This window comes from Ensifer sp. Root142, from assembly GCF_001426785.1.
GTDB lineage: Bacteria > Pseudomonadota > Alphaproteobacteria > Rhizobiales > Rhizobiaceae > Ensifer > Ensifer canadensis.
Genome location: NZ_LMFK01000008.1, coordinates 58,508 through 85,479 on the forward strand (window position 1 = coordinate 58,508; position 26,972 = coordinate 85,479).

General features: G+C 59.9%; 22 protein-coding genes. 15 read left to right on the plus strand and 7 right to left on the minus strand.

The genetic code is table 11. The features are described 5' to 3' along the window. Positions 1-42 precede the first annotated feature (42 nt). From ASD52_RS10310 to ugpC (ASD52_RS10355), 10 genes are all read left to right on the plus strand, one after another. On the plus strand, positions 43-1,056 hold the full coding sequence (locus ASD52_RS10310) for an ABC transporter permease (RefSeq protein WP_057207696.1): 1,014 nt from the start codon (positions 43-45) through the stop codon (positions 1,054-1,056). Further along, the gene (locus ASD52_RS10315; RefSeq protein ID WP_057207697.1) at positions 1,053-2,180 is read left to right on the plus strand and encodes an ABC transporter permease; all 1,128 of its coding nucleotides are present in this window, start codon (positions 1,053-1,055) and stop codon (positions 2,178-2,180) included. Before ASD52_RS10310 ends, ASD52_RS10315 begins: the two co-directional genes overlap by 4 nt. Positions 2,181-2,214: 34 nt before the next feature. Further along, a complete protein-coding gene (locus ASD52_RS10320) occupies positions 2,215-3,867 on the plus strand; it encodes an ABC transporter ATP-binding protein (RefSeq protein WP_244497451.1) in 1,653 nt (550 codons plus the stop codon). A 23-nt stretch (positions 3,868-3,890) separates the two neighbouring features. Continuing rightward, positions 3,891-5,264: an alpha-glucosidase/alpha-galactosidase gene (locus ASD52_RS10325; protein WP_057207783.1), complete on the plus strand. Its 1,374-nt coding sequence runs from the start codon at positions 3,891-3,893 to the stop codon at positions 5,262-5,264. A 221-nt stretch (positions 5,265-5,485) separates the two neighbouring features. Beyond that, entirely contained in the window at positions 5,486-6,490 is a 1,005-nt protein-coding gene (locus tag ASD52_RS10330; RefSeq protein ID WP_057207699.1) for a LacI family DNA-binding transcriptional regulator, read from the plus strand. Between the two features lie 42 nt (positions 6,491-6,532). Next, positions 6,533-7,825, plus strand: coding sequence for a sugar ABC transporter substrate-binding protein (locus tag ASD52_RS10335; protein ID WP_057224158.1), 1,293 nt, complete (start codon positions 6,533-6,535; stop codon positions 7,823-7,825). Positions 7,826-7,924: 99 nt separating this feature from the next. Further along, positions 7,925-8,860: a sugar ABC transporter permease gene (locus ASD52_RS10340; protein ID WP_057207701.1), complete on the plus strand. Its 936-nt coding sequence runs from the start codon at positions 7,925-7,927 to the stop codon at positions 8,858-8,860. Next, on the plus strand, positions 8,853-9,746 hold the full coding sequence (locus tag ASD52_RS10345; protein WP_057224161.1) for a carbohydrate ABC transporter permease: 894 nt from the start codon (positions 8,853-8,855) through the stop codon (positions 9,744-9,746). Before ASD52_RS10340 ends, ASD52_RS10345 begins: the two co-directional genes overlap by 8 nt. A 3-nt stretch (positions 9,747-9,749) precedes the next feature. After that, positions 9,750-11,471, plus strand: coding sequence for a beta-fructofuranosidase (locus ASD52_RS10350; protein ID WP_057224163.1), 1,722 nt, complete (start codon positions 9,750-9,752; stop codon positions 11,469-11,471). A gap of 23 nt (positions 11,472-11,494) precedes the next feature. Further along, positions 11,495-12,541 (plus strand): sn-glycerol-3-phosphate ABC transporter ATP-binding protein UgpC, encoded by a 1,047-nt coding sequence (ugpC, locus tag ASD52_RS10355; RefSeq protein WP_057213855.1) that lies wholly within the window; start codon positions 11,495-11,497, stop codon positions 12,539-12,541. A gap of 200 nt (positions 12,542-12,741) precedes the next feature. Here ugpC (ASD52_RS10355) and ugpC (ASD52_RS10360) read toward each other — a convergent pair whose 3' ends face one another. The 6 genes from ugpC (ASD52_RS10360) to ASD52_RS10385 all read right to left on the minus strand — a co-directional run bounded on the left by ugpC (ASD52_RS10360) (position 12,742) and on the right by ASD52_RS10385 (position 20,358). Then, a complete protein-coding gene (gene ugpC / locus ASD52_RS10360) occupies positions 12,742-13,830 on the minus strand; it encodes a sn-glycerol-3-phosphate ABC transporter ATP-binding protein UgpC (RefSeq protein ID WP_057207705.1) in 1,089 nt (362 codons plus the stop codon). Between the two features lie 9 nt (positions 13,831-13,839). Then, entirely contained in the window at positions 13,840-16,086 is a 2,247-nt protein-coding gene (locus ASD52_RS10365) for a glycoside hydrolase family 2 TIM barrel-domain containing protein (RefSeq protein ID WP_057224164.1), read from the minus strand. Positions 16,087-16,097: 11 nt separating this feature from the next. Further along, positions 16,098-16,913, minus strand: a complete 816-nt coding sequence (locus ASD52_RS10370; RefSeq protein ID WP_057224167.1) for a carbohydrate ABC transporter permease — start codon at positions 16,911-16,913, stop codon at positions 16,098-16,100. Beyond that, on the minus strand, positions 16,910-17,806 hold the full coding sequence (locus ASD52_RS10375; protein WP_057213861.1) for a sugar ABC transporter permease: 897 nt from the start codon (positions 17,804-17,806) through the stop codon (positions 16,910-16,912). Before ASD52_RS10375 ends, ASD52_RS10370 begins: the two co-directional genes overlap by 4 nt. A gap of 103 nt (positions 17,807-17,909) precedes the next feature. Then, positions 17,910-19,178 carry a sugar ABC transporter substrate-binding protein gene (locus ASD52_RS10380; RefSeq protein WP_057220966.1) on the minus strand — a complete coding sequence of 423 codons (1,269 nt, stop codon included), beginning with the start codon at positions 19,176-19,178 and terminating at the stop codon, positions 17,910-17,912. Positions 19,179-19,302: 124 nt separating this feature from the next. Further along, positions 19,303-20,358, minus strand: a complete 1,056-nt coding sequence (locus ASD52_RS10385; protein ID WP_057220967.1) for a LacI family DNA-binding transcriptional regulator — start codon at positions 20,356-20,358, stop codon at positions 19,303-19,305. Between the two features lie 139 nt (positions 20,359-20,497). Here ASD52_RS10385 and ASD52_RS10390 point away from each other — a divergent pair, with 139 nt between their 5' ends. Further along, positions 20,498-20,752 carry a helix-turn-helix domain-containing protein gene (locus ASD52_RS10390; RefSeq protein ID WP_277996384.1) on the plus strand — a complete coding sequence of 85 codons (255 nt, stop codon included), beginning with the start codon at positions 20,498-20,500 and terminating at the stop codon, positions 20,750-20,752. Between the two features lie 41 nt (positions 20,753-20,793). Here ASD52_RS10390 and ASD52_RS10395 read toward each other — a convergent pair whose 3' ends face one another. Beyond that, on the minus strand, positions 20,794-21,900 hold the full coding sequence (locus ASD52_RS10395) for an AI-2E family transporter (RefSeq protein WP_057224170.1): 1,107 nt from the start codon (positions 21,898-21,900) through the stop codon (positions 20,794-20,796). 412 nt (positions 21,901-22,312) lie between these two features. On the opposite strand from ASD52_RS10395, the gene ASD52_RS10400 reads away from it, so the two are divergent. The 4 genes from ASD52_RS10400 (at position 22,313) to ASD52_RS10415 (ending at position 26,971) form a co-directional block, all read left to right on the plus strand. Further along, positions 22,313-23,329 carry an HlyD family secretion protein gene (locus ASD52_RS10400; RefSeq protein ID WP_225906447.1) on the plus strand — a complete coding sequence of 339 codons (1,017 nt, stop codon included), beginning with the start codon at positions 22,313-22,315 and terminating at the stop codon, positions 23,327-23,329. After that, complete coding sequence (locus ASD52_RS10405) at positions 23,319-24,350, plus strand: DUF2955 domain-containing protein (protein WP_057224172.1); 1,032 nt, start codon at positions 23,319-23,321, stop codon at positions 24,348-24,350. The genes ASD52_RS10400 and ASD52_RS10405 overlap by 11 nt, the downstream gene beginning before the upstream one ends. Before the next feature lie 686 nt (positions 24,351-25,036). Beyond that, positions 25,037-25,948, plus strand: a complete 912-nt coding sequence (locus ASD52_RS10410; RefSeq protein WP_057224173.1) for a methionyl-tRNA formyltransferase — start codon at positions 25,037-25,039, stop codon at positions 25,946-25,948. 66 nt (positions 25,949-26,014) lie between these two features. Further along, a complete protein-coding gene (locus ASD52_RS10415) occupies positions 26,015-26,971 on the plus strand; it encodes an ATP-grasp domain-containing protein (protein WP_244497449.1) in 957 nt (318 codons plus the stop codon). Position 26,972 lies beyond the last annotated feature (1 nt).

Genomic DNA, 26,972 nt, shown 5'->3' on the forward strand with positions numbered 1-26,972 from the left:
CTAGCCGGCGCACTGCAAGTCCATCCGACAGAAGGAAACGGCATGTTCAGATTTCTGCTTGTCCGCATCGCCTCTGCCATTCCGGTCCTGCTGGTCCTAAGCGTAGCGACCTTCGCCATCATCCAGGCGCCGCCGGGAGACTATAGCGACTACATCCGCTCGCAGCTCATCAACCAGGGCGGGGCGTCTTTCGAGGAGGCCGATGCGCAGGCCCAGGCCTATCGCAAGGAGCATGGTCTCGATAAGCCGATGGCGGTCCAATACGTCACCTGGATGACAGGCATTCTGACGCGCGGCGATTTCGGCCACAGCCTCTACTACAACAAGCCCGTCGCCGATGTCGTCAGCGAGCGCTTGCCGCGCACGCTCGTGCTTGCTCTCGTCTGCCATATCCTTGCGTCGGTTATCGGCATTTCCTTCGGCATCATTGCGGCGACCCGGCAATATTCCTGGATCGACAGCCTACTTTCGACCGTCTCCTTCCTCGGCATGACGGTGCCGCGCTTCCTGATGGCGCTGATCATCGTCTATGTCCTCGTCTTCCACTTTAATGTCAGCGAAATCAACAGCTTCCACTCCGCCCGCTATGGCGGCGCGCCCTGGTCCTGGGGCAAGTTCGTCGATCTCATCAAACATGTTTGGCCGGTCGTGGCGATCGCAACCTTCGGCGGCCTCGCCTACAATATGCGCGTGATGCGCGGCAATCTGCTCGACACGCTAAATGCGCAATATGTCGAGACCGCCCGGGCCAAGGGTTTGAGCGAAGGGGCCGTGGTCATGCGCCATGCCGTGCCCAACGCCCTGCATCCGCTGATCATGTATCAGGGCGTCGTCCTGCCTTACATGTTGACCGGCGAAATCGAGACCGCAATCATCTTCGCGCTGCCGACAGTCGGTCCCGCCATCGTTGGCTCCATGTGGGTGGGAGACGTCTATGTCACCGCAACCTTCATGCTGGTGCTCTCGGCGACTTTGATCCTCGGCAACATCATCGCAGACCTCTTGCTCGCCGCTCTCGACCCGCGCGTGCGCATGGGGGGAGGAGCCCACGCATGACCATCGAGATGCATAGCGCCATTCCCCTTGCCGTCGACCCCAAGGACGAACAGCACAACGAAAGCTATTCGGCGCTCGTCTGGCGTCGGCTCAAACGCTCCTGGACCGGGATGCTCGGACTGATCCTTGTCGGTCTGCTGCTCGTCATGGCGATTTTCGCCGATTTCCTGTCACCGGTTGATCCGAAGGCGACCGGTGTCGGCTTCGCACCGCCGCAGGCAATCAGCTTCAGCGATCAGAACGGCGATTTCGCCTTCCCGCCGCGCAGCTATCCGCTGCGCGAGACCGAAGAGCTCGATCCCATCACCTTCCAGCCGAAGATCGGCCCGGACTATGCCAATCCGCAGGTCCTCGGTTTCTTCGTCAAGGGATCGCCTTATCGGCTCTTCGGCCTGATCCCGGCCGAGCGGCATCTTTTCGGCGCGATCGACGGTTCACCGGTCCACCTGCTCGGAACCGACAAGTTCGGCCGCGACGTGCTCTCGCGCATTCTCCATGGATCGCGTATTTCGCTGATGATCGCCTTGGTCGTCGTCTCGATCGTCACTGTCGTCGGCACCACCGTCGGCATGGCTTCGGGCTATTTCGGCGGGCGCTTCGATGCCTGGACACAGCGTTTCGTCGAGCTGGTGTTGGCCTTTCCGCAATTGCCGCTCTATCTGGCACTGACGTCGCTGATCCCGGTAACGGCGCCAACGAATGTGTTCCTCGCCTTCGTCATCATCGTCATGTCGGCGCTCGGCTGGGCGCAGATGTCGCGCGAGGTTCGCGGCAAGACGTTGGCGCTCGCCCGTATCGACTATGTGCGGGCGGCCATCGCCGTCGGCGCCAGCGATCGGCGCATCATCTTCCAGCACATTTTCCCGAACGTGATGAGCCATGTGATCGTCGCCGTCACCCTGTCGATCCCCCAGGTGGTCCTGCTGGAATCGTTCCTGGGCTTCCTCGGTTTTGCGGTCAAGCCACCGCTGATTTCATGGGGACTGATGCTGCAGGACACCGCCACCTATTCGGTCATCGGGTCCTATCCCTGGATTCTATCGCCCGTTGCCTTCGTGCTTGTCACAGTCTTCGCCTTTAATGCGCTGGGCGACGGCCTGCGCGATGCAATCGACCCCTATTGAGGAGGAGCGTCTCATGGCAGAAACGATCGACTTCATGGCCGCTGCTCCCGTCGAAAGGAAGGACCTTTCGAGCCGAGACGGCAAGCCGGTCATCGACGCGCGCAACGTCGCGGTCAACTTCAAGGTCGAACACGGCACGGTAGAGGCGGTGAAGGACGTGTCCTTCCAGCTCTATCGCGGCGAGACCATCGCCATCGTTGGCGAATCCGGTTCGGGCAAATCGGTGACGGCGCGCACCATTATGGGGCTTCTGTCGAAACGCGCGACGATCGCCTCGCTGTCCCGCATCGAATATGACGGCAAGGACGTGCTCAAGTTTTCCGCGCGTGAGCGCCGGGGCCTGCGCGGCAATCGCCTGGCGATGATTTTCCAGGAGCCGATGAGCTCGCTCAATCCCGTCTACACGGTCGGCGCGCAGATCGTCGAGGCGATCCGGGCGCATCGCAAGCTCAGCCGGCGCGCGGCCACCGAGCGCGCCATCGAATTGCTGCGCCATGTGAGGATCCCGGATCCCGAGCTCAGGCTCAATCAGTATCCGCACCAGCTTTCCGGCGGTCAGCGCCAACGGGTGATGATCGCCATGGCACTTGCCAACGAGCCTGACGTGCTGATCGCCGACGAGCCGACGACGGCGCTCGACGTCACCGTTCAGGCGCAGATCCTCAACCTGATCCGCGACTTGCAGCGCGAGCTCGGCATGGCGGTGATCCTGATCACCCATGACCTGACCGTGGTGCGCCAGTTTTCCGACTACGTCTATGTCATGCAGCATGGCGAAGTGAAGGAACACAACACCACCGCCGCCCTGTTCGGCGATCCCCAACATCCCTACACGAAGCGGCTTTTGTCGTCGGAACCATCGGGGGCGGCCAATCCGCTGCCGGACGATGTGCCGATCATACTCGATGGACGAAACGTCCGCGTATCCTTCATGCTGAAGAAGGGCGGCTTGTTCCGACCCCAGCTTTCCGAGCTCGTTGCCGTCGACAGTCTCAGCCTTAATCTGCGCAAACATGAGACGCTCGGAGTGGTCGGCGAATCCGGATCGGGCAAGACAACCTTCGGACAGGCTCTGATCCGCCTGATCAACACCGATGGCGGCGAAATCTTCTTCGACGGCGTCCCGATCCACGACAAGGACCGCACCGCAATGAGGCCGTTGCGCTCGCGCATGCAGATCGTCTTCCAGGATCCCTTTGCCTCGCTCAACCCGCGCATGTCGGTGGGCCAGATCATCGAGGAGGGGCTCGTCGTCAACGGGATAGGGCAGAACCGCAAGGAACGGCTCGACCGGGTCGTGGATGCGCTGGTCGCGGCGGGCATGCCGGGCAATATCCTGTCGCGCTTCCCGCATGAATTCTCCGGCGGTCAGCGCCAGCGCATCGCCATCGCCCGCGCCGTCGCGCTCGAGCCGGAATTCATCCTGCTCGACGAGCCGACCTCGGCGCTCGACCTTTCCGTTCAGGCGCAGATCATCGATCTCTTGCGCCGACTGCAGGATGAGCGGGGCCTGAGCTACCTCTTCATCTCCCATGACCTCAAGGTCGTGCGCGCACTCTGCCACCGCGTCGTGGTCATGCAGCACGGCAAGATCGTCGAGGAAGGGCCGGTGAACGACATTCTTACCAATCCCAAGACCGCCTACACGGAGCGGCTCGTTCGAGCCGCCTTCGATGTGGCAGCATGATCGTCAGAAAGCAGAGGCAATCCATGACCAGACAACCCAAGATCACTTTCATCGGCGCCGGCTCGACCGTGTTCATGAAGAACATCATCGGCGACGTTCTGCAGCGTCCGGCCCTGTCGGATGCAAAGATCGCGCTGATGGACATCAATCCGCAACGGCTCGAGGAAAGCGAAGTCGTCGTACGAAAACTGATCTCAACGCTCGGCGCCAAAGCGACCATCGAGTTGCACGCCAACCAGCGCAAGGCGCTCGATGGTGCCGACTTCGTCGTCGTCGCATTCCAGATCGGCGGCTATGAGCCCTGCACGGTCACGGATTTCGAAGTGCCGAAGAAGTATGGCCTGCGTCAGACGATCGCAGACACACTTGGCGTCGGCGGCATTATGCGCGGGCTGCGCACCGTGCCGCATCTGTGGAAGATCTGCGCCGACATGACCGAGGTCTGCCCAGAGGCAATCCTCTTGCAATACGTCAACCCGATGGCGATCAACACCTGGGCGATCGCCGAGAAATATCCCCGGATCAAGCAGGTCGGCCTTTGCCACTCCGTGCAGGGCACGGCGCTGGAACTCGCCGAGGATCTGAACATTCCTTACGAGGAGATCCGCTACCGCTCGGCCGGCATCAACCATATGGCGTTCTTCCTCAAATTCGAGCACCGCCAGCCGGACGGATCCTATCGCAACCTTTATCCAGATCTCCTGCGCGGTTATCGCGAAGGCCGCTTCCCGAAGCCCAGCCATTGGAATCCGCGTTGCCCGAACAAGGTGCGTTACGAGATGCTGACGCGGCTCGGCTATTTCGTCACCGAAAGCTCGGAGCACTTCGCCGAATACACGCCCTATTTCATCAAGGAAGGCCGCGACGATCTGATCGAAAAATTCGGCATCCCGCTCGACGAATATCCCAAGCGCTGCATCGAGCAGATCGAGCGTTGGAAAGGGCAGGCGGCGGCCTATCGCTCCGCCGACAAGATCGAGGTCAAGCCGTCGAAGGAGTATGCCTCCTCGATCATGAACTCCGTCTGGACCGGCGAGCCCTCGGTCATTTACGGCAACCTGCGCAACAATGGCTGCATCACCTCGTTGCCCGACAATTGCGCAGCGGAAGTGCCATGCCTGGTGGATGAAAACGGCATACAGCCGACCTTTATCGGCGATCTACCGCCGCAGTTGACCGCACTGATCCGCACCAACATCAACGTGCAGGAACTGACGGTCGCCGCGATGTTGACGGAGAACCGCGAGCATCTCTATCATGCGGCCATGATGGATCCGCACACGGCCGCCGAGCTCGATCTCGATCAGATCTGGTCGCTCACCGACGACCTGCTTGCCGCTCACGGAAACTGGATCCCGGAATGGGCAAGAAGCGAAAGAAAGGTTCACGCCGCGTAGCTTTTTCTCCCGGTCGCGCGGCGAGGAAGCCCCGGAACCTCCCAGTTCCGGGGCTTTCCTTCGGTCGCCAGCCGGACGGGTCAGTTGCAATCAACATGCTATGCCGGTGCGGGTGATAAACCCTTTGCTACAAACCCCTACTGCAGTTGATTGGTGCCTGAGATTGACTCAATTATCGCGATCGGGTAGTTACTGGGTAACCGTTAACCCAGGGCCTGCCCGTGACGACCTCATTGAGCGATATTGCTGAACGCGCTGGCGTTTCCATCAAGACCGTTTCGGGCGCGTTGCATGGCGGCTCGGCGCGGATGTCCGAACAAACGCGACTGCGCATCAAGGAAATCGCCGAAGAGTTGGGTTACGTCACTAACCTGGCCGCTCGTGGCATGCGACAGGGTTGGATGCCACTGATCGGTGTCGTTGCCGATGACTTGATCACCTCGCCCTTCGCCACCGAGATCATCCGCGGACTGGATGGTGCCGCCCGCGCGGCGGACATGGCGGTCTTTGCAATGACGCTCGGCGGAGGTCGCGACGTGGCCTCCGTGCTTGAAGAGGTGCGCCGCTTCCGCCCACGCGCGATTGCCTACGCCGCGATGTATCACAAGATGGTATCGCTGCCGGCGGAGTTCGCAGATACGGTCGGCGTCATGATCAATTGCCGTGAGGCCAATGGCAAAGTGACGTCCTTGGTGCCGGACGAGATCGCTGCCGCTCACGAGATCACGACCTATCTGATCGAGGCTGGCCGCCGGAACATTGCCTTTATCAACCTGCCGGGGCTTCTGGCAGGAGAGCTGCGCGAAGCCGGTTTCCGGCGTGCCCTTGACGAAGCCGGGCTTGATGCAGGTGGTGCCTGCGTCCTGCCGGCGGTCCGCCGGGCGATCTATAGCGACCGGGCGCACAGCCTCGTGCTTGCACACGTAACCGCGCTGATGGACGGACCGGAGCGCCCGGATGCGATCCTTTGCGGCAACGATCGCGTTGCCATGGAAGTCTACGCCGCATTGCGCCGGGTGGGTGCACAAATTCCAGATGACGTCGCAGTCGCAAGCTTCGACAACCAGGTGGACATTGCCACCAGGCTCGATCCCCCTTTGACGACCATGGCATTGCCGCACCGTGCCATGGGCCGCCTGGCAGCAGACATTCTGCTTGCCGAAAATAGCGCCCCCGGCGAGGTGCGCAAACTCGCGTTCCAGTTGGTGGAGCGCTCATCCGTCTGATCAAACTGAAAGACCAAACCCTGTTGAGGAGGAGTTGCAGCGATGGGTAAACGTTTACTTTCAATGTTAATGGGGTCGGTTGCCCTTATGGCCACCGCCGTGGGTGCAGAGGCGCAGACAGTCTTGCATGTCATGCACCAAGGCGACCCAGGTTGGGTTTCGACCTATGGCGAAGTCGCCAAACGCTTCGAAGCCGCCAATCCGGATGTGGATGTCGAGCTGATCTACGCACCGCACGATGCCTACAATGAAAAGTTCAGCGCAGCGGTCATGTCCAAACAACTGCCTGATGTCATGGAGCTCGATGCCCCCTTCCTCGCCAACTATGTCTGGTCCGGCTATTTGCAGCCGATCAAGCCTCTGATCGATCAGGATGTGCTCGATGACATGACCCCGTCGAACATCGCCCAGGGCACCTATCCGATCGACAAGGATCTCTATGCAATCGGCCTGACCGACTCCTCCGTCGTGCTCTACGGCAACAGGAAGTATCTGGAAGCGATCGGCGCCCGCATTCCGAAGTCCGTGGACGATGCCTGGACCCAGGAAGAGTTCGAAGGCTACCTCGAAAAACTGGCAAAGGTCGATGGCGTCAAGTGGCCGATCGACACGTTTCGCGGTTACGGCATCAAAACCGAATGGATCACCTACGCCTACGGCCCGATCCTGCAGTCGGCGGGCTGCGACCTGATCAATCGCACGACCTGGAAATCGACGGGCACCCTTGATAGCGATGCGTGCGTCAAGGCACTGACTATGATGCAGACATGGGTGAAGAACGGCTGGGTCGTGCCGCAATCGTCCGGCACCAACCAGTTCTTCGCCGAAGGCCATCCTGCAGCGCTCGCACTCGGGGGCCACTGGTTCTACGCCGAAGCTGCCGCGTCGATGAAGGACGACATCGTCGTCATGCCGTTGCCGAAGTTCGGGCCGAAGGGTGCTAGCCCCAACGGCACCTGGATCTGGGGCATCACGACCGCCTCCGAGCATCCGGACATCGCCGGCAAGTTTGTCAGCTTCATGCTGAAGGACAAGCTCTACCGGGATTATGCAATCGCCGATTCCGGCTATCCCGGTTTGAAAAGCTTCGCGGCAGCATCGCCCTTGTACAACACCGGTGGTCCGCTCGCCGTCGCATTCGAACAGGCGTCCAAGACCGCGGTCGCGCGTCCTCCGCATCCGGCCTATCCAGTCATCACATCGACCTTCATGCAGGCCGTCGACGAGATCTTCAACGGGGGCGATGCCAAGACGGCATTGTCGGCGGCCGCGGCCAAGATCGACGAAGACATCGAGGAGAACGACGGGTACCCGCCATTCGACGAGCAGCAATAGGCAACCAAAGACGGGACCACGATGGTGCGGCCGCAGCCGGTCTGACGCCATCGTACCCGTCGCCGGCCTGCGCATCGATCCGAGGAGGAGGAGGAGAATATGACATTGCAACAATCAGCCGAGCCGGCGATTGCAGCGCGTCCCGCCTGGCGCCGGGACAAGAGCCGGCTGCTTCAGGAGATGGGCATGCTTGCGCCGGCAGTGGTGCTGCTGACGATATTCCTTATCGTTCCGTTCCTGTTGTCGTTCTGGACGGCGATGACCAATCAACCGCTGGTCCCGCGGCCAACGCCGGTCCGTTTTGTTGGCTTCGGCAACTTCCTGCGCATCTTTAGGGACGATCTCTTCTGGACATCGCTCTGGAACGTCTCGCGCTTCACTTTCTGGATCCTGCCGGTGCAATGCGGCCTGGCATTTGCCACCGCACTGCTGTTGCACCAGAAGATGCCGTTTCGAAATCTTTTTCGCGGACTGTTCTTCCTGCCAGCGATCACGTCGATGGTCGTCGTCTGCGTCATCTGGGGAACGCTCTTTCAGTACCCGACCGGACCATTCAACCAGGTGATCGGTTTCCTGTCGGGCGGAGCCATCGAACCGATCGACTGGCTCGGGGACCCCAACTGGGCAATGTTCTCGATCGTGCTGCTGTCGGCCTGGCAGGCCTACGGCTTCCAGATGATTGTCTATCTCGCTGGCCTTCAGTCCATTCCGGATGAACTCTACGACGCAGCGCGGATCGACGGCGCGAACGCGCTGCAGCGCTTCTGGCATGTGACCATGCCAGGCTTGCGGCCGACCCATGTCTTCGTGCTGGTGATTACGACAATCCAGGCATTCAAGCTCTATACCCAGGTTGCCATCCTGACCCAAGGCGGTCCCAAGAGCAGCACGGAGACCGTTGTCCACTACATGGTGCGTTCCGGCTTCGAGGAGCAGAAGCTCGGTTATGCTTCGGCCGTATCGGTCATTCTCTTTCTCATCGTTCTCGTTATCGCGCTGCTTCAGCGTCAACTTCTGAGGCGTTTCGATGTCTGATATCGCAATTTCCACACCACACGCTCAGGCGATGCACACCCGCTCGGCCGTTGGTTCGCTGCGCATCGTCCAGACGGCCTGCATCCTTGTTATCGCGCTCGTCATCGTCTCCCCCCTGTTCATGCTGCTGATTGCCAGCCTGAAGGACGATCGTTTCCAGATCCTGGCCGACATGGGGAGTTTCAGGGCGTTCTGGGTCTCCTATCCGACGCTCGCCAACTTTGCGGAGGTCGGCAATTTCTCAGGCGAGCTTGCCTTTGGGCGCTATCTGCTGAATTCGCTAATCATCCTCGCGCTGACGGTCGGGTCGGGCCTGATCGTCAATTCTATGGCAGGCTTTGTCCTTGCCTGGGGCTCCGTACGCGGCCGCGCAGTTATCCTTTCGCTGGTCATAGCCCTCTACGTCATTCCGCAGGAAAGCATCATCATGCCGCTCGTGATCATGGTGTCACGCGCCGGAATAACAGATACATTCGCCGTGCAGATCGTGCCCTGGATCGCTAGCCCGCTCTATATCTTCCTCTTCTACCAATTCTTTGCCCAGCTTCCGAAGGAGCTCTTCGAGGCCGCGCAGATCGACGGAGCATCGATCTTTCGCATCTACCGGTCGATTTTCCTGCCGCTCAGCCTGCCGGCACTTGCCACTGTCTCGATCCTGATGGGGATCGAGAGCTGGAACCAGTACCTTTGGCCGATCCTCGTCACCCAGACCGACTATGCGCGGCCCATAGCCGTCGCGATCGCTACGTTCTTTGGCCAGGACAGCATCTATTGGGACCGCGCTATGGCGGCATCCGTGTTGATGATGCTGCCTATCCTCGCCCTCTATCTTGCCTTCCAGCGCTGGTTCGTAAGTTCCTTCGTTGGTTCGGCCGTGAAAGGTTGATCAATGACAACGCATGCAGAAACCGCTTCGGCCGCCGCGGCAGACGTCGAGAACATCAGCGCAGTCCTTGCGGATGCGACCACGATCCACATCTGGCTCAAAGCGAGACAGATGGGAACATCGGCCGAGATCAAAGCGACCGTGGCCGGCCGCGAAATCGACCGTCTGATGGCGTCCAACAGCGACGAATTCGAGCAGCGCAGCCTGGACCTGGGGCAGGGCGGTCGAACCGTTCTCTCCTATGATCCGACCACAACGCAGGTCTCCGTTGCCTATGCCTTTCAGCACCAGAATGTGCTGACCGAGGGCGTTCAGATCCTGCACAGCAGCCGGGAAAATGCGGCGCCGACGGTCGTCGGCGGGTACCACTTCCGCCCACCCTTCGGATGGATGAACGATCCCAACGGGTTTGGCCGTTTCGGCGACCATGTCCATCTCTTCTACCAGCACTATCCGCACAGCCTGCGCTGGAACACCATGCATTGGGGCCATGCCGTATCGGATGACTACATTCATTGGCGACACTTGCCGATCTTCCTGTTTCCCTCCTCGGACCTTTCGGCCCGCGCCGATGGCCGCGGCGGGGCGTTTTCCGGCTCGGCAATTCCGCTATCGTCAGGTGAACCGGGTATCCGTGTCTTCTTCACGGAGCAGGTCAAGGACCGGGAACCCGAAGAGCAGATCCAATTGACGGCGGTATCGCACGACCAAATCACGGCCGGCGCGCAAGAGATCATTCTTGCCCACCGGCCGTCCGGCCTTGACCTGACGCTCGACTTTCGCGACCCCTATGTCTTCAAGGGCCCGGACCACCTTTGGAAAATGTTGATCGGCAGCCGCGACCGCGCCGGCGGCGTCGTCCTGCTCTACGAATGTGGCGATCCGAACGGTGCTTCCGACTGGACCTTTGTCGGCATTATCCACCGGGAAGACCGGTACGGGATGACGGCGGCGGAGTGCCCGTGCATCGTGCCGCTCGACGGCCCGGCTGATGATCCGAAAACGCGCTGGGCGCTCATCTTCGGACTGCTGACGAGCCGCGACCCGCAGACCGGCCGCCGGAACATCACAGCGGCGACTGTCGGCCGCTTCGACGGCCGCAGCTTCGTCAAGGAATTCGAGCAGGAACTGGATTTCGCGACCGATGCCTATGCTTTCCAGGCATTCGTCGATCGATCCGGGCCAATCGGCATCGCCTGGCTTGCCAACTGGACCGAGGTGTCAAAAAAAGTAGACTTTCCAACGGCAATGACACTGCCTCGCCAGCTGCTGCTGGAAAAGGACGCATTGCTGACGCCGCCGGTCGAAACGGTTGCGACGCTGCGTCGTGACCTGATCGACGACAACAAACTCAAGGGGCAGGAGCCTGTCGGCCTTAACAACGGGGCGGTCGAGATCGTCATCGAACTCGCGGGGCCGGGTGCGCAGTTTCATCTCGAGCTTGATCATCCGGACGTTGGCCTCGGCGTTCAGCTCGGAGCGGAAGGCCTGATCATTCACTACGACCTGCCGGACGGCAAGGGCGCACCGCGCTACATCGCTGTCGGGGCGCAACCGTCGACGCTGCGTATTTTCCTCGATGTCGGCTCGATTGAGGTCTTCGCCGACAACGGTCGCTGGACGGGAACGAAACGTCTGCCAGGCTTTGCCGCCGTCAGCACGGCACGCCTATCAGCGCCCGCGGGCAACATTACCGCCGCCACGATCTGGCAACTCGAACTGTGATCGCGCAAGGGGAGGAATAAGCAATGGCATCTGTCACGATCGAACAGGTTAGAAAGCAATATGGCGCCGTTCCGGTTATTCACGATGTTTCCATCGACATCGAGGATGGCGAGTTCGTCACACTCGTCGGGCCCTCTGGATGCGGCAAGTCGACATTGCTGCGTATGCTTGCCGGTCTCGAAGACATCAGCGGTGGCCAGATCCGCATCGGCGGCCGCATCGTCAACAATATCGCGCCCAAAGAACGCGATATCGCCATGGTCTTCCAAAGCTACGCGCTCTATCCGCATATGACTGTGGCGGAGAATATGGGATTTGCGCTGAAGCTGAAGGGACAGGACAAGGCCGCGATCCAAAGCCGGGTAAAGGAGGCGGCCGATATCCTGGCACTCGAACCTTTGCTCGACCGCCTGCCGAAGCAACTTTCCGGCGGCCAGCGCCAACGCGTGGCGATGGGCCGTGCGATCGTCCGTCATCCCCAGGTGTTTCTGTTCGACGAACCGCTGTCGAACCTCGATGCCAAACTGCGCGTAACCATGCGTGCCGAAATCAAGGATCTGCACCAGCGGCTGAAGACAACGACAGTCTACGTCACGCACGATCAGATCGAGGCAATGACAATGGCAGACCGGATCGTCGTCATGCGTGGTGGTGTGGTCGAGCAGATTGGCCGGCCGCTCGACCTCTATGATCGACCCGTAAACACCTTTGTCGCCACGTTCATCGGTTCGCCCGCCATGAACCTTTTCCACGGCTCGATCCTCGATGGGCAGTTCGTCACAGAGGACGGCAAAACGCTTCCGCTGCCGCCGGGTTATTCCGGCGGTGCTGCGCACACCTATGGCATCCGGCCTGAGCATCTGGCTATTGCCGAGAGCGGCATTCCAGCGACAGTCGGCGTGGTGGAGCCGACTGGCGCCGAGACGCATCTGGTCGTCAAGCTCGGCGCATTCGATACGACATTGGTGATCCGCGATCGAATGGAGCTTCGACCCGGGCAGACCGTGGCGATCGCCCCTGATCTGGCGAAAATCCACCTGTTTTCGTCACAGGGCTCGCGATTGAACTGAGACAATGGTTTCGTCAGTTGACGGGTTTCGACGCCGCTTGCGCACAGTTCGATCACTTGCGCGCAAGCGGCGCTTCTTCGAGGTCGGACGGGGGCAGGACAGCCGTTACCCCTTCCTTCGAGCGGCGATGACGCGCGACCATCGGTCGAGCCGAAAAGGCTAGGAAAACGATCGCCTCTGCTACGGAGCCACCGATTTCGCTATCTGAGACGGATGCCATCCTTGTCGAACAGGAAGGACCGTAATGCGGCGATGCCGATGCTGAGGGTTTCGCGACTTGCGATGTTGCGGACGTCACCGTGTTCGATGATGATCCGCTCGCTGTCCGAGACATGAGCGTAGACATAGCTGGTATTGCCGAGGTGCTCTGCGACATCGACCTTGACTGTGAGATCAACATCACCCTTGCCTTCAGCGAGAAAATGCTCGGGGCGAATTCCAAGGGTGACGACGTCGCCGATGGCAACAGATGTCGATGTAACGGGTAGAGTCAACGCGACACCGGGCTGGCTCGTGAGTGCCACAGTCGCGCGGCCGTCTGCGACGTTTGCGACATGGCCTTTCAGAAAGTTCATGCGCGGTGAGCCGATAAAGCCGGCAACAAAGGTGTTTGCCGGGTCGTCGTAGAGATCGAGCGGTGCGCCCACCTGTTCGACGACACCCGACCGCAGGACGACGATCTTGTCGGCCAGCGTCATCGCTTCCACCTGGTCATGCGTCACGTAGATGACGGTCGACTTCAGTTCCTTGTGCAGCTTGGCGATTTCGACGCGCATATGCACACGCAACTCGGCGTCCAGGTTCGACAGCGGCTCGTCGAACAGGAAGACGAGCGGATTGCGCACGATGGCGCGGCCGATCGCGACGCGTTGCCGTTGACCACCCGAGAGCGCTTTCGGCTTGCGATCCAGCAGCGGTTCAAGCTCGAGAATTCGTGCCGCGTCGTTGACCCGGCTATCGACTTCCTCTCTTGCCATACCGGCGAATTTGAGCGCGAAGCCCATATTCTCACGCACCGTCATGTGCGGATAAAGCGCATAGGACTGAAACACCATGGCGATGCCGCGCTTGGAGGGGTCAACGTCGTTCATGACTTCGCCGCCGATTGTGAGTTCGCCGGAGGAGATGTCCTCCAGACCGGCGATCATGCGCAGCAGCGTCGACTTTCCGCAGCCCGATGGGCCAACGAAAACGACGAACTCTCCGGCATCGATCGACAGATCGACACCCTTGATGATTTCGAGCGCGCCGAAGCGCTTGCGAATGTCGGTAAGACGGACTTCGGCCATGGCGGGTACTCAGCTGACGGTAAAGGTGATGGACTGGTTCTCGAAGCGGCGGCTCGTCACCGTTAGTTCGAGCTTGCCCTTGGCCTCGCCGGCCTCGATCCAGAAGCCGGTCGCGCCGCCCTTCAGCGTATGTTCTGAGGGCCCTATGATCCGGCCGGGGCCATCCAGCGAAAGCAGGACAGGCTCTTCGAAATAGGGCAGCAGATTGCCGCATTGATCGAGCGCGCGCACCACCACGCGCACCGCATCCTTTTCGCAAGCGCGAAGCTCCGTATCGTCGGCTACGACCTCCAGCGTCGCCGGGACCGGGTCGGCCGGAAGGGTCAGCGTCTTTACGGCTTTGCCGTCGACGTAGCCGGTAAAGGTACCTTCGCGCCAGACTCGACCCCAGGTGCCGAATTCTTCCGGCGTCACGCTGCGCAGGTCGAGCACGACGGGAGGATGCGGCAGATGCGGGTAGTTCTCCCTGTCGGGGTAGATCCGCTTTACCGGCCATTCGCCGAACTTCACTTCGACATAGTCACAGTTCGTCAGCACGATCAGCGGCAGTACACCGCCGATATTGCGTTCGCCGCGTGCCCAGAAGGTCACCGGCTGAAGCACGACATTGTCGTTCGGATCTCCCTGGGAGGCATAGGCATAGGCAGCAAGTTTCGGTATCCGGTACATGTCGAGCACACCGTGATAGCAGATGCGGTCGCCGGCGCCGAAGTCCTTGTGGGTGTTGTAATCGAACATGCACCAACCGGTGGAGCCGGAAATATCCTGGTCGCCGGCAACGGCGTTGAGGATCAAGAGATGACGCGTCACATGCTCGGCCTGGCGCTGTTCCTGGTCGAAGCGCTTGGTCGGATACATGTGGCCGTTGTATTCGGTGATCATATAGGGGATCGGCCGGCGAATGCCCGTCGTCTCCACCCGATCGCGCAGGACCACGCGCCCGCGGTTGTTGCCCGGCAACTCCTCGTTTCCGAGGATGAAATCGTTCATCGTGTAAACGTCTTCGAGCAATTCCGAATTGGTGATGAAGCGTACGCCGCCGGTCTGGCGGGTCGGATCAAGCTCGCGCGCCAGACGGTTGGTCTCCGCGTAGAAGGCGTGGTTGTCCTGGCTTTCGTTAATGCGAACGCCCCAGATGATGATCGAAGGATGGTTCCAGTCACGCTCGATCGTGCGGCGCACATTCTCGATCGATTCTTTCTGCCAGGTCTCGCCACCGATATGCTGCCAACCGGGGATCTCCTCGAAAACGAGCAGGCCGATCTCATCGCAGCGCTCGATGAACCACTTCGACTGCGGATAGTGTGATGTGCGCACGACATTGCAGGCGAGTTCATGCTTCAGGATGTCGGCGTCTTTTTCCTGCGCGCGCCGACCCATGGCGTAGCCGGTGTGGGGAAAGGCCTGGTGCCGGTTCAATCCGCGCAGTTTCAATGGTCGACCATTCAGCAGAAAGCCTTCCGGTGTGAAGAGCGCAGTGCGGAAACCGAAACGTTGCGTCAGCACGTCTTCGCCGTACTCTGTCTCAAGTTTGAGCGACAGGGCGTAGAGCACCGGATTGTCGATATCCCAGAGTTCGATATCGGTGAGATCGGGAAAGGTGAGGGCCACCTCGTTGCCATCGAACTTGATCGAGGAAGCCGCAACGTCGCCGCCGCCCCTGCGGCGGATCTTGGCAGAGAGCGTGCCGGACAACGTGTGCCCTTGCGGATTGGCGAGAAAGACGCGAGCGGTGACGGACTTTTTCTCGGCAAGCGCATCCGGCGTCTCAATCTTCACATTGGCGATCGAGACGGGGTTTGTCACTTTCAGCCAGACGTCGCGGTAGATGCCGGCATAGCAGAGGTAGTCGATCTGGCCGCCAAAGGGGGGGATCTCGGGGTTCTCAGAGCCATCGATCTTGACCGTGATCAGGTTTTCGCCACGCGTGAGATGCGGCGTCAGTCGCGCCTCGAAGGGCGTATAGCCGTCCTTGTGCGCGATGATCTCCTGGCCGTTCAGATAGACGACGCTGTCGGCCATGGCGGCATCGAAGATGAGCGAGACTTCGCGCCCCTCGAATTCCGGGCGCCAGTCGAGCCGCTTTTGATAGGTGAAGGGCTTCTGGTAATCGGTCTCGTCGAAGTAGTTGTAAGGCAGCTCGACGGCGCTGTGCGGCAGGCGCACGGTTTCACCCGGCTGAAGTGCTTGCACATGTGCCGGCTCGAAGCCGTGGCGGAAGACCCAGTTGGCATTGAAGTTTTCAGTAATGCGCATTGACGACGTTCCTATTTCACTGAGCCGAGCATGCCCTGTACGAACTGGCGCTGCATGACGAAGAAGACGAGGAGGGTGGGGAGCGTGGCGAGGATCGTGCCGATCATGACCACGCCGTAGTCGGGGTAATAGGCCGAGGCGAGTGAGGAGACGACGAGGGTGATCGTCTTGGTCTCGTTCGACTGGAGGACGATGAGCGGCCAGAGGTAGTTGTTCCAGTTGGTCATGAAGACGATGACGAAGGCGGCCGCGTAGGTCGAGCGCATCACCGGAACGTAGATGTAGAGAAAGATCTGCCATTCCTTGAGGCCGTCGACCTTGGCGGCGTCGCGAAGCTCTGTCTGAAAGGCCTTTGTCGACTGGCGGAAGTAGAAGATGATGAAGGCGGACGCGATCGTCGGCAGCATGATGGCGATATGCGTGTTGATGAGGCCGCTTTTCGCCATCATCATGAACAGCGGGATCATCAGCGCGGCAAACGGCACCATGAGTGTCAGAAGCACGAGCGCGTAGATCCGGTCGCGCGCCTTGGATCTGAACATCTCAAAACCGTAGCCGGCGAGCGACGACACGACGATCGTCAAAAGCGTCGCAAGCACCGCGACCTTCGTGGAGTTCCAGAAAACCAGTGGCACGTCGACCTGTGCGAAGAAGTTGGTGACATTTGTACCGAAGGCATCTCCGATACCCGTTCTGCCGCTAATGATGTCGATCGACTTGTTCGTCGAACTGATCACCATCCAGATGAACGGGAAAATCGACAGGAAGGCTGCAGCCGCGAGGAAGGCGTATTGCAATGCGGTGGCGGCCAGGCGTGAGGCGTTCATGACCGATCCCTCGCCGCGTAGAATTGGAGGAAGGATAGAAGCGCCACCATGATCACGATGACGTAGGAAATGGTTGCCGCGTAGCCGAAGCTCGGCATGAAGCGGAAGGTGAGATTGTAGATATAGAGCGAGAGGGTGATCGTTGCGTTCGCCGGGCCGCCGCGGCCCTCGGTCAGGTTGTAGACTTCGTCGAACAGCTGGATCGTGCCGATGGTCGAGATGATCGTCGTAAACAGGATCACCGGCTTCAGCATTGGTACTGTGATGTAGACGAAGCGAGCCCATGCCGGCACGCCGTCGATCCGCGCCGCCTCGTAGATCGACTTGTCGATGTTCTGCAAGGCAGCAAGGTAAAAGATCATGTTGTAGCCGGTCCAACGCCAGGTGATGGCCAGGATGACGAGCACCTTGGCCCAGAAAGGTTCCGTCAGCCAGCCGATCGGGGTGGCGATCAGGCCGACCGCCAGAAGTCCGGAGTTCACCACGCCATCGACGGAAAACATGCTTTTGAAAAGCACGGAATAGGCAACGAGCGAGGCGACGCAGGGCAGGAAAATGGCGGTGCGGAAAAAGCCGATGAACTTCAGTTTGTCGTTGTTCAAGACCGCGGCAAGCAGAAGCGCCAGCGTGATCATGATCGGCACCTGGACGATGAAAAAGGTGACGGTGTTTTTCAGAGCCTGAAGAAAGACCGGATCGTTCCATAGCCGTGCAACGTTTCCGAAGCCGGCAAACTTCATCATCATTCCCTTGCCCGAGAAGAAGGACAGGTAGAGCGAGCGCAAAATCGGATAGACGAGGAAGATTGCGATGAGAAGCAAGGACGGGGCGATGAACAGCCAGCCGTTGAGGTCGTAGTAGCGCTTCAATCCGCCTGTTTTGCCGGCAGCCATGGGTGCCCTCAACGAAAAGGGATGATGTTGCGGAGGGCACGCGACGTGATGGCCGCATGCGCCCGAGCGAGAAGGCAGGCGGTTGCCGCCTGCCTTTGAGCCGTTACTGGATCTGGCCCTGCGCTTGGCTATCGACCGCCTTCAGCACGTCATCGATGGGCGCGCCCTCGCCAAGCGAAGGCAGATGCGCCGTTACTGCCGTGTCCACCTCGTTGGTGAAGACGCCGTAATTGACCGCTGGAACCTTCGCCAACCAGTCGGAGAAGTTCTGCCAGACCTTCTCGCCACCAAAGAATGCATCGGCTTCAGAATAGGCGGGACCGTTGCGGGCCGCGAGCAGCGAGCCGACGGCACCGCGCTCCGTCAGGATCTTCTGATAGAAATCGACGTCCTTGGCATAGACTTCGTTGAGAAAGTCGATGGCTTCGTCCTTCTCGGCGGAGCTGGCGGTTACGTACCAGCTGGAACCACCAAGGTTGGACGCATGCGAGGCGCCCTCGACGTCAAGCTTCGGAATCGGTGCCACGCCCCACTTGCCGGACTGATCGGCCTGGGCCTTGACCGTACCGGTGATCCAAACGCCTGTTGTCACGGTGGCGACATCGCCGGAGGTGAAGGTCGCGACCCATTCCGTCCAGCCGGCAGCCGGCTTATGGATATTGGCCTGCAGGATCTTCTGTTCGGTTTCGAGCGCTGCCTTCAGGGCGGCGTTGTTCTCGATCGAAAGATTGCCGTCCTTATCGAAATACCAGCCGCCGGCGGATTGCATCAGGATGCGGATGAAGCCCGCATCGTTGACGTCGAGGCCGAGCATCTTCTTGCCGGTCTTGGCTTCGACCTGCTTGCCGATCTCGATGAAACGGTCCCAGGTCAGGTCCTGCATATCATCAGGCTTGAAGCCTGCCTGCTCCAGATAGTCCTTGCGGTAGTAGAGGCCGGTGACGCCGGAATCGAACGGCATGCCGTAGACGGCCCCGTCCATCGTCATCAATTGAACCTTGTAGGGCGCGAAGCCGGAAAAATCGACCTTGCTGGAAAGCTCGGCGAAGGCTCCGGGAAAGGACTGGAGGTACTTCTGCGCACCGTAGTCCTCGATCAGCACGATATCCGGCAGCGCGTCAGTGGTGCCCGACGACAGTGCCGTCTGCAGCTTCTGCTCGACATCAGCCTTGGCGAAATCGACGATGTTGAACGTCGTTTCGGGATGCTTCGCGCTATAGCGCGCCGTAGCTTCCTTCATGATCGCAACGTTGAAGTTGGGATCCCAACACCAGATCGTGACTTCCCCGGCAAAGGCGGCGGTGGACGCAAGCAGGCTTGCTGCGGCGAGCACGCCAGCCGCAACGCGCGACAGGTTCGTTTTGCGGTACATCGTTTCCTCCCTAGAAACTTGCTGAGGGCAGGTTCTCCTCTCCTGCCGTCCGCGCAAGATTTACCGAAATTCAGGCAACACGCAAGGAAGATTTAGTAAATATTTATCACGCGCAACGAACAGCTCACAACGACAAGGATTCCAGGGGTTTGCGGCAGCTGTCGCGCCAAACGAGTTCGGTGGCGATGCGTACCTGCTTGCCGTAGCTGCGGCCGGAAAGTCGCTCTAACAACAGATCGACGGCCGTCTCGCCGATATGTTCGCCATGGATGCGCACCGTGGTCAGCGACGGCGTCAGGAACTGGGCAACGGGGATGTCGTTAAAGGATATGACGCCAATGTCGCCCGGGATCGAAAGGCCGAACTCCTGGATCGCCCGATAGGTGCCGATTGCCATGTTGTCGTTGGATGTCACGATCACATCCGGCCGGTCAGTGAGCGACAGCAGATCGCGCGCGAGACGATAGCCGGTTTCGAGCCGGAGGCTCTGACCCGATGAGCAATCGGAGAGCGCCAAAAGCTCAGGCGCGAAGGTGCCGTTCTTCTTGTGCCAGTCGATATAAGCCACACATCGGCGCTCGGCGAAATGCTGGACAGTGCCATTGAGGTTCTCGTGGCTGCCGATAAAGCCGATGCGCTTGTATCCGCTGGACTTCAGAGCGTCGAGGATCTTGCACGTGGCGAGCCCCACATCGGAAAACACGCTGTCGATCAGGTCGCTCCTCGGGTCGAAATCGGCAAAAACGACATGTGGAGCATACTTGCTCAGCCATGCGATCTCGTTGTCGGAATGCTTGCCTATGACGATGACACCCGATGCGCCTGCAAGCAGGGACGCCTCAGGCAGCGCGTCTGAATGGAAGACCTTGACGATCTCCGTCCTCAGGTCGCGGCAGCGGCTTTCGATGCCAAGCCGCACGCCGACGTAATAGGGGTCGGCAATCTCGTCCGAAGGCTCGAGAAAATGCACGATGACGAGCTTGGTCAAAAGGCTGGGGGCAGCCTGTCCGTTCGCCTTGTTGCGATTGCGCGGGGTCTCATAGTTCAGAGCCTCGGCCGTCTCGATGATCGCTTGCCGTTTTGCCGGTGAGATCGACAGGGCGGGGTCGTAGTTGAGCACCCTCGAAACCGTAGCCGACGACACGCCAACACTCTTGGCGATTTCCTTGATAGTGACCATGCCGTCATTCCATTGTTGTCATAGGGCGATCGTTGTCATTGGCGAATGTGCCATATGCAACGGCATTTCGAAATCGTCTTTAGTAAATTTTTACTCAACATTCAATTAGGCGCCAACGCAGGCAAACGCCACGGTCACGATGTATGCGGCGCTCAATCTCATCAGCGGCAAGTTGAAAGGCATGAGCCTGTATCATCTTCTCAGGGGTACCTTGCGGTTCAATGCCCTGAAAAGAGAACTCGGTGACTGCTCACAGCGGCTCCTGATCAAGCAGCTAAGGGAACTCGAAGAGGATGGCCTAGTCGAACGCAAGGTGTTCGCAGTCATCCCGCCACAGGGAGGTCCGGGCGAAGTAACGGGCGGCGAAAACCGATGCCAGCACCTGAAATGCTAGGCATGCCAACATCGCCAGCAAGCCAAGAGCGATGACCGCGATCATGGCGGCGGATATTCAGTTCGCGGCCCGCCTTCTATGGGTTCGTCCCGCAGCCACTCCATGAGCAGTACATAGCCAACAGCCAGGAGCACAGGGCCCACAAACAGGCCGAGAAGCCCGTCAGCGATCATGCCGCCGATTACACCGATCAGAATGATCGGCATTGGAACGTCAAGTCCGCGGCCGAGCATCAATGGCTTGAGGAGGTTGTCGCTGAGCCCGGCAATGATGGTCCAGATCGAAAAGATGATCGCCGGCGTGGTCGCTTCCGTCGCAAGAACATAGGCTATGACAGGTAGTGTTACCAACACCGCCGGCACCTGCACGATGGCAAACAATAGCACCAAAAGCGTCAAAACTCCGGCTGCCGAAAGACCTATCGCAAAAAAGCCTATCCCGATCAGCAGCGACTGGATGACGGCCACGCCGACTACGCCGACCGCCACACCTCGAATCGTCGCGGCCGTCATTGCAACCAGCCGGGTACCTTGTGCCTTGCTGCCGGTGATACGTTCCAACAGACGTCTGGCGAACTCGGTGGCGCCCTCGCCATAGGCGATGAGCACGGCAGCGACTGCGAACGAAAGCACGAATGACAGCTGACCGGCGGCCAAACCGCCCGCGAACGACGCCAGCCATGATGCAATTCCACCCAGCATCTTGCCGTACTTGGCAAGCGCCGCCGGCATGTTTGTCGCAACGAGAGCCCATGTCTCGGTCAGTTTCTGGCCGACCAGCGGGAGGTCGGCAAGCCATGTCGGCGGCGGCGGCACCGTCAGGCTGCTGTCTTGCAAGCCCGAGACGAACTCAAGTATGGAAGATCCAAGCGACGCCACAACCATGACCAATGGAACCAGCAGCAGCGCAACGCTGACCAACCCGATTAACGTCGCCGACCAGCGATTGCCAACCCGGTCGACCAAGCGTTGGTGCAGCGGATAGAGCATGACCGCGAGGATGACCGACCAGAGCAGGATGCCAGCAAAGGGCAATATGATGCGGCTACAGGCAAAGATCAGTAAGGCTACGAGTCCGATCTGAAGTGCAGCGTCGAGCATTCTCAAGAGCGACGGCGCGCGCTCAGGGATTGTCACGTTCGGCTCCATTGTTGCTGGCCCCCTTCCCAGCCAATCCGGATTTCCCAGGTAGCTCGGTACTCTGGCTGATTATTTACCTGTTTCGGTCTTCCTGCAAGACAGACGCAAAAGTGCTCGCTGGACGCGCCTCGAACAGGCCATTTGAGAAGCCGATGCAGCCTCAGCCTGGCGCGGTTTTATGGGTGGGTACCTGGGGTCGCATCGGCGGCCGTTGCGATGGCGACAGCTTAGGACTAAATTGCCAATCCAACGCAGGTGCTGGCGCAAGGAGAGCCTCGGCGCGACGGCCGCGTGATCTTAGGGGGGAAACGTCATGGCGTCGGATGCAACTGAGGCCCCTCATAATGATGCTCCAAATACAGTGAGCGCGCCTGTTAAAGAGAAAAACCCGCAGCGCACGGTCGCAATCACTGTGCTCCTGATGGCTTTGCTTCTGTTCGTCGTGACGGTGTTCATGGAGCGGCGCACTCCTTCTTCCTCGCAGGCGACCGTCAGTGCATACGTCGTTGGCGTAGCGCCGGAGGTTACCGGGCGGGTCATTGAAGTGGGCGTGACCGACAACAGCGCCGTGACGTCCGGCCAGATGCTGTTTCGTCTGGACCCGGAACAGTACCGGCTCGCCGTTGCGGAGGCGGAAGCACGCCTTGCAGGGGTAGGTCAGACGATCGGCGCTTCGACGGCGGCCGTCGATGTCGCCCAGGCCAAGGTGGTGGAGACGAAGGCAGTGCGCGTCAACGTCCAGGATCAAGCCACCCGCGCCATGGAACTTGTCAGGCGCGGAATCTACGCCCAGGCGAAGTATGATGAGGCCGCAGCCGCGCTGGATCAGGCAGATGCAGGCGTGGATGCAGCCACAGCCGAGCTCGTGCGGGCTCAGGAGGAGCTTGGGCCTGCGGGAAAGGACAATCCACAGCTTAAGGAGGCGCTCGCGGCGCTTGAAACCGCTCAGCTTGATCTGCTGCGCACGACGGTTTCAGCGCCGGCGGAAGGCGTCGTCACCAATCTTCAGCTTTCCGTCGGTGGTATGCTTAGCGCTGGCGAGAGTGCAATGACTTTCATCGATACCGGCACGATCTGGATCACCGCCGCGTTTAAGGAAAACAGCCTTGAGATGGTTGCCGCCGGCGACCGTGCGGAGGTGCTTTTCGATGTTCTCCCCGGTCAGATTTTCGCCGGGACCGTTGAAGGCATCGGGATGGGAGTGGCTCAGGGGAGTGTCGACCCGGCAACGGGCCTGCCGAAGATTTCCACAGACACGGGATGGGTGCGAACACCGCAGAGCTTTCCCGTCCGCCTGGTCCTCGACGAAGGGCGGCCCAAGGGCGTTCGGTACGGTTCGCAGGCGAATGTGGTGATCTATACCGGGGACCACCCGATCACCAATGCGCTTGGCAGTCTCTGGATCCGAATTCTGTCGGTCCTGACCTATGTCAGCTGACACGTATCTTTCGCACGAGGAGGACCGCGTCAATGTAAAGCGCAAGGGTCTGCGCATAGCGCTTGCCGTTGCGGTCGGCTTTTCCTGCTCAGTCTATTCGGGGGCTATCATCCCCTTCCTTGGGCCATTGTTTGCAGCACAGTTTCTCATCGCCAGTGATCGCCCTATGCCGTTGCAAAAGGCGTTAGCGGTCACTTTGTTTATTCTTGTCGTCGGGGCACTTCTGCAATTCGTAACGATGCTGACTGGCGACCGGCCGCCGGTTCTGTTGCTACTGCTTGGGCTGATTTACTTTGGATGTTTCTACCAGCAGGCGAACGGCAAGGGCGGCCCCACAATCTTTCTTGTTCTGGTCATTGCGGTTATGGTGCCGCTCCTCACAATTCTGAACGAGGATCTCGGCGACACCATTCTAATGATCCTGGTGCAGGGTGTGGTGACCGGAATGCTCTTGATGTGGCTGGCATATGTCTTTATCCCGGACAAAGGCAGCCCCACTGTTAAGCCGGCGACGGCAGCGACATATCCGCGTGCGGCACACTACGCTGCCGCCAACACCACCATACTCCTGATCGCGGTGGTTGCCTGTCTGACACGCGAAGCGCTAGCCACGGCGATTGTCATCCCGATAACAGTCGTGTCACTGCTCTCACAATTCGACGCAACAGCCAGCACGCGCGCGGCCCTGGGGATCGTGATAACCAATATCACTGGAGGCGTGGCCGCGTCCGTCGCATTCGGGCTGCTTCAGCTACGGCCGTCCCTCATTTTCCTCTTTCTAATGGTCCTGCTGGCCGGCCTGGTATTTGGCGGTCGTGCCGCCATGCGTGCGCCGGCCGCCAAACTTTACGCGGGCGCCTTGACGATCTTCCTCCTCGTATTCGGAACCGGCGTCTCACCGCTTCCGGGGTCTGCCGCCGAGTCCTTCTCCACCCGCGTCACTTACATACTGGTGGCCATCGCCTTTGCCACATTCATGACGACGTTGCTTTGGCCTCGGCAGGAAGGCAGTCGCGATTGAGTGCTTGTCGGCGGCTGACGCGCGCCGATTGATCGCCGCCTCCTCCTTGGCGAGCCGCAGAGGCTGACAACCCAGCGGACATCATCGCGAACAGCGCCAGAGTGCAGCGTCTCTGGCCAACTAACCCCGTAGTCAACGCGAATGGCCGCTGCTGCCGCGACCGCTTGTGGCGGAAAAAGTCGGTTTTTCTATAAGGTCTGATTATTTGAAGGGTCGTAGAGGCCGACACAGAAAATTGGCGTGGGGGGCCTGCCAATTTTCGATCAAGCAGCGTGTGAGCCGTGTAGCGGAATTGATTCAGCATCAAGCGGCAAACATTCACGCAGAACGTGAATTGGCCGACTATTCGGCAAACCCACGATTTGGGACTTTTTCAACAATATCGGCACAAAGAAGCCCTCGCAGGCTTTGAGAACCGCACTAAGTGCTCTTCTTGTCCCATTCCAACAGCAGTCTGTCCTGAACATCGATCGGCCCATGCAAATCAAGGCTTTGCGGGCATGAAATCAACACCGGTTCAATTGGGACAGCGGACAAGCCTTCGCGATGGCCCCGGAAAAGGAGGAACGCGTTTCGTGTCCAACAAATCCACTGGCCTCAATTTTAGTATGATGTAATTTTGACGCAGCCATCCATAGGCTGCATCCCAAGCTTGCCTTTCTCCCTAGGTTACGGAGTTATCATCGATGCGCGTCGCATTCGTCGGGACAGTCGAGGGTTCGAGGATCGCTCTTGAAGCGCTCGTGTCTGTGGGTCGCCCGCCCGGCCTGCTCCTCACCCTTCCCGGTGCAAAAGCAGGTCGACATTCGGATCATGCCGACCTTATGCCGATTGCGCGAAGAGCAGGGATCGATGTTGTCGAAACCTCTGATGTCAACGACGAGGCCACGCTTGCAACCCTCCGACAGTTCGCGCCCGATGTCATCCTTGTCATCGGGTGGTCTCAGATCTGCGGCCCCCAGTTTCGAAGCATCCCTGCACGCGGTTGCCTGGGTTTCCACCCGGCCGCCCTGCCAAGGCTACGGGGGCGGGGAGTCATCCCCTGGACGATACTCTGCAACGAAAAGGTCACGGGATCGACCCTCTTCTGGCTCGATGATGGCATGGATTCCGGCGACATCCTGCTGCAACGATTGTTCGACGTAGCCGCCGACGAGACCGCGCGGACCCTCTACGACAAGCATACGCGCAACCTGTCGGAGATGATCGTCGAGGCGACGGATTTTCTGGAGAAGGGCTCGACGAAAGGTATCCAGCAAGACGAACAGGGCGCAAGCTATTGCGCGCGCCGAAGAGCCGAGGATGGGTTGATCGATTGGCGAAGTTCGGCCGTGGACATCGAGCGCCTCATTCGCGCCGTCGGCGATCCTTATCCCGGGGCATTCACCTTTTTCGGCGATCGCAAGATCGTTGTCACCCGCGCGACCGTGCACCCGAATGCGGGCAAATATATCGGCCTGACGGGCCAGGTCCAAGTGTACACGAAAGCCGGCTTCCTCGTCTTGTGTGGAGACGGCAATTGCCTGGAAGTCATTGACTGGCAGGGGGATCGGCCAGCGTTACATGGCAAGCTGACAGATGGCCGCCCGGGACTTTAGACAGGGGCAGCTTGAATCCAGGACGACAGGCGCCAACGGAGGGCTTTAACGATGAGCAGACGGGAGTTGTGCGTTCTCTTTTCTTCCGCCGGACGGCGGGTCGAACTCATCCAGTGCTTTCGCGCCGCGGCCGCGCGGCTTGATGTGACGCTGCGAGTAATCGCGTGTGACAGGAGGCCGGAGCTCAGTGCCGCCTGTCATACGGCCGATCGGGCATACGCCGTGCCCAGTTGTGACGACGAGGCGTTCATCGACGCCATCGCCGACATCTGTCGAACAGAAAACGTCGATCTCGTGGTGCCGACAATCGATCCCGAATTGTTGCCGTTTTCCCTCAACACCGAGCGCTTCGCCGAGGCGGGAACACGGATCCATGTGAGCCCGCCCTTAGTGGTGGAAATCGCCCGGGACAAGCTGCGCACGATGCACACGTTCCACCGTGCGGGCCTCGCCGTCCCACGCACCGATACGCTGGAGAATGCCCGTCAGGCGATCTCCGACTGGACGTGGCCGGTCTTCGTCAAGCCGCGCTCAGGCAGCGCCAGTCGCTCCATCAGTATGATCCGCGACCCAAGCGCTCTTCCCAAAGATTGCGCCGAACCGATGATCGTCCAGGAATACCTCTCCGGCCCCGAATACACGATCAGCATGTTCATCGATCGTGATGGCGTGGCCCGATCTTGCATCGCACACGAACGGCTCTCGGTGCGGGCGGGCGAAGTCGAGAAGGGGCGAACTGTGCGCCTGTCGGAGCTTCCCGCGCTTGCGCGGGGGATGGCTGAGGCACTGCCCGACGCACGCGGCGCCCTCTGCTTTCAGGCAATCGCCGATGCAACCCGCGGATTGCAGGTAATCGAACTCAACGCGCGGTTCGGAGGCGGTTATCCGCTTGCCGATCACGCCGGGGCGTGTTTCGCGCAGTGGCTGCTTGAGGAAGTCGCCGGCCTTCCCGTCAGCGCCAACGACGATTGGCGAGATGGAGTACTCATGTTGCGCTATGATCAGGCTCTTTTTGACGGGTGAC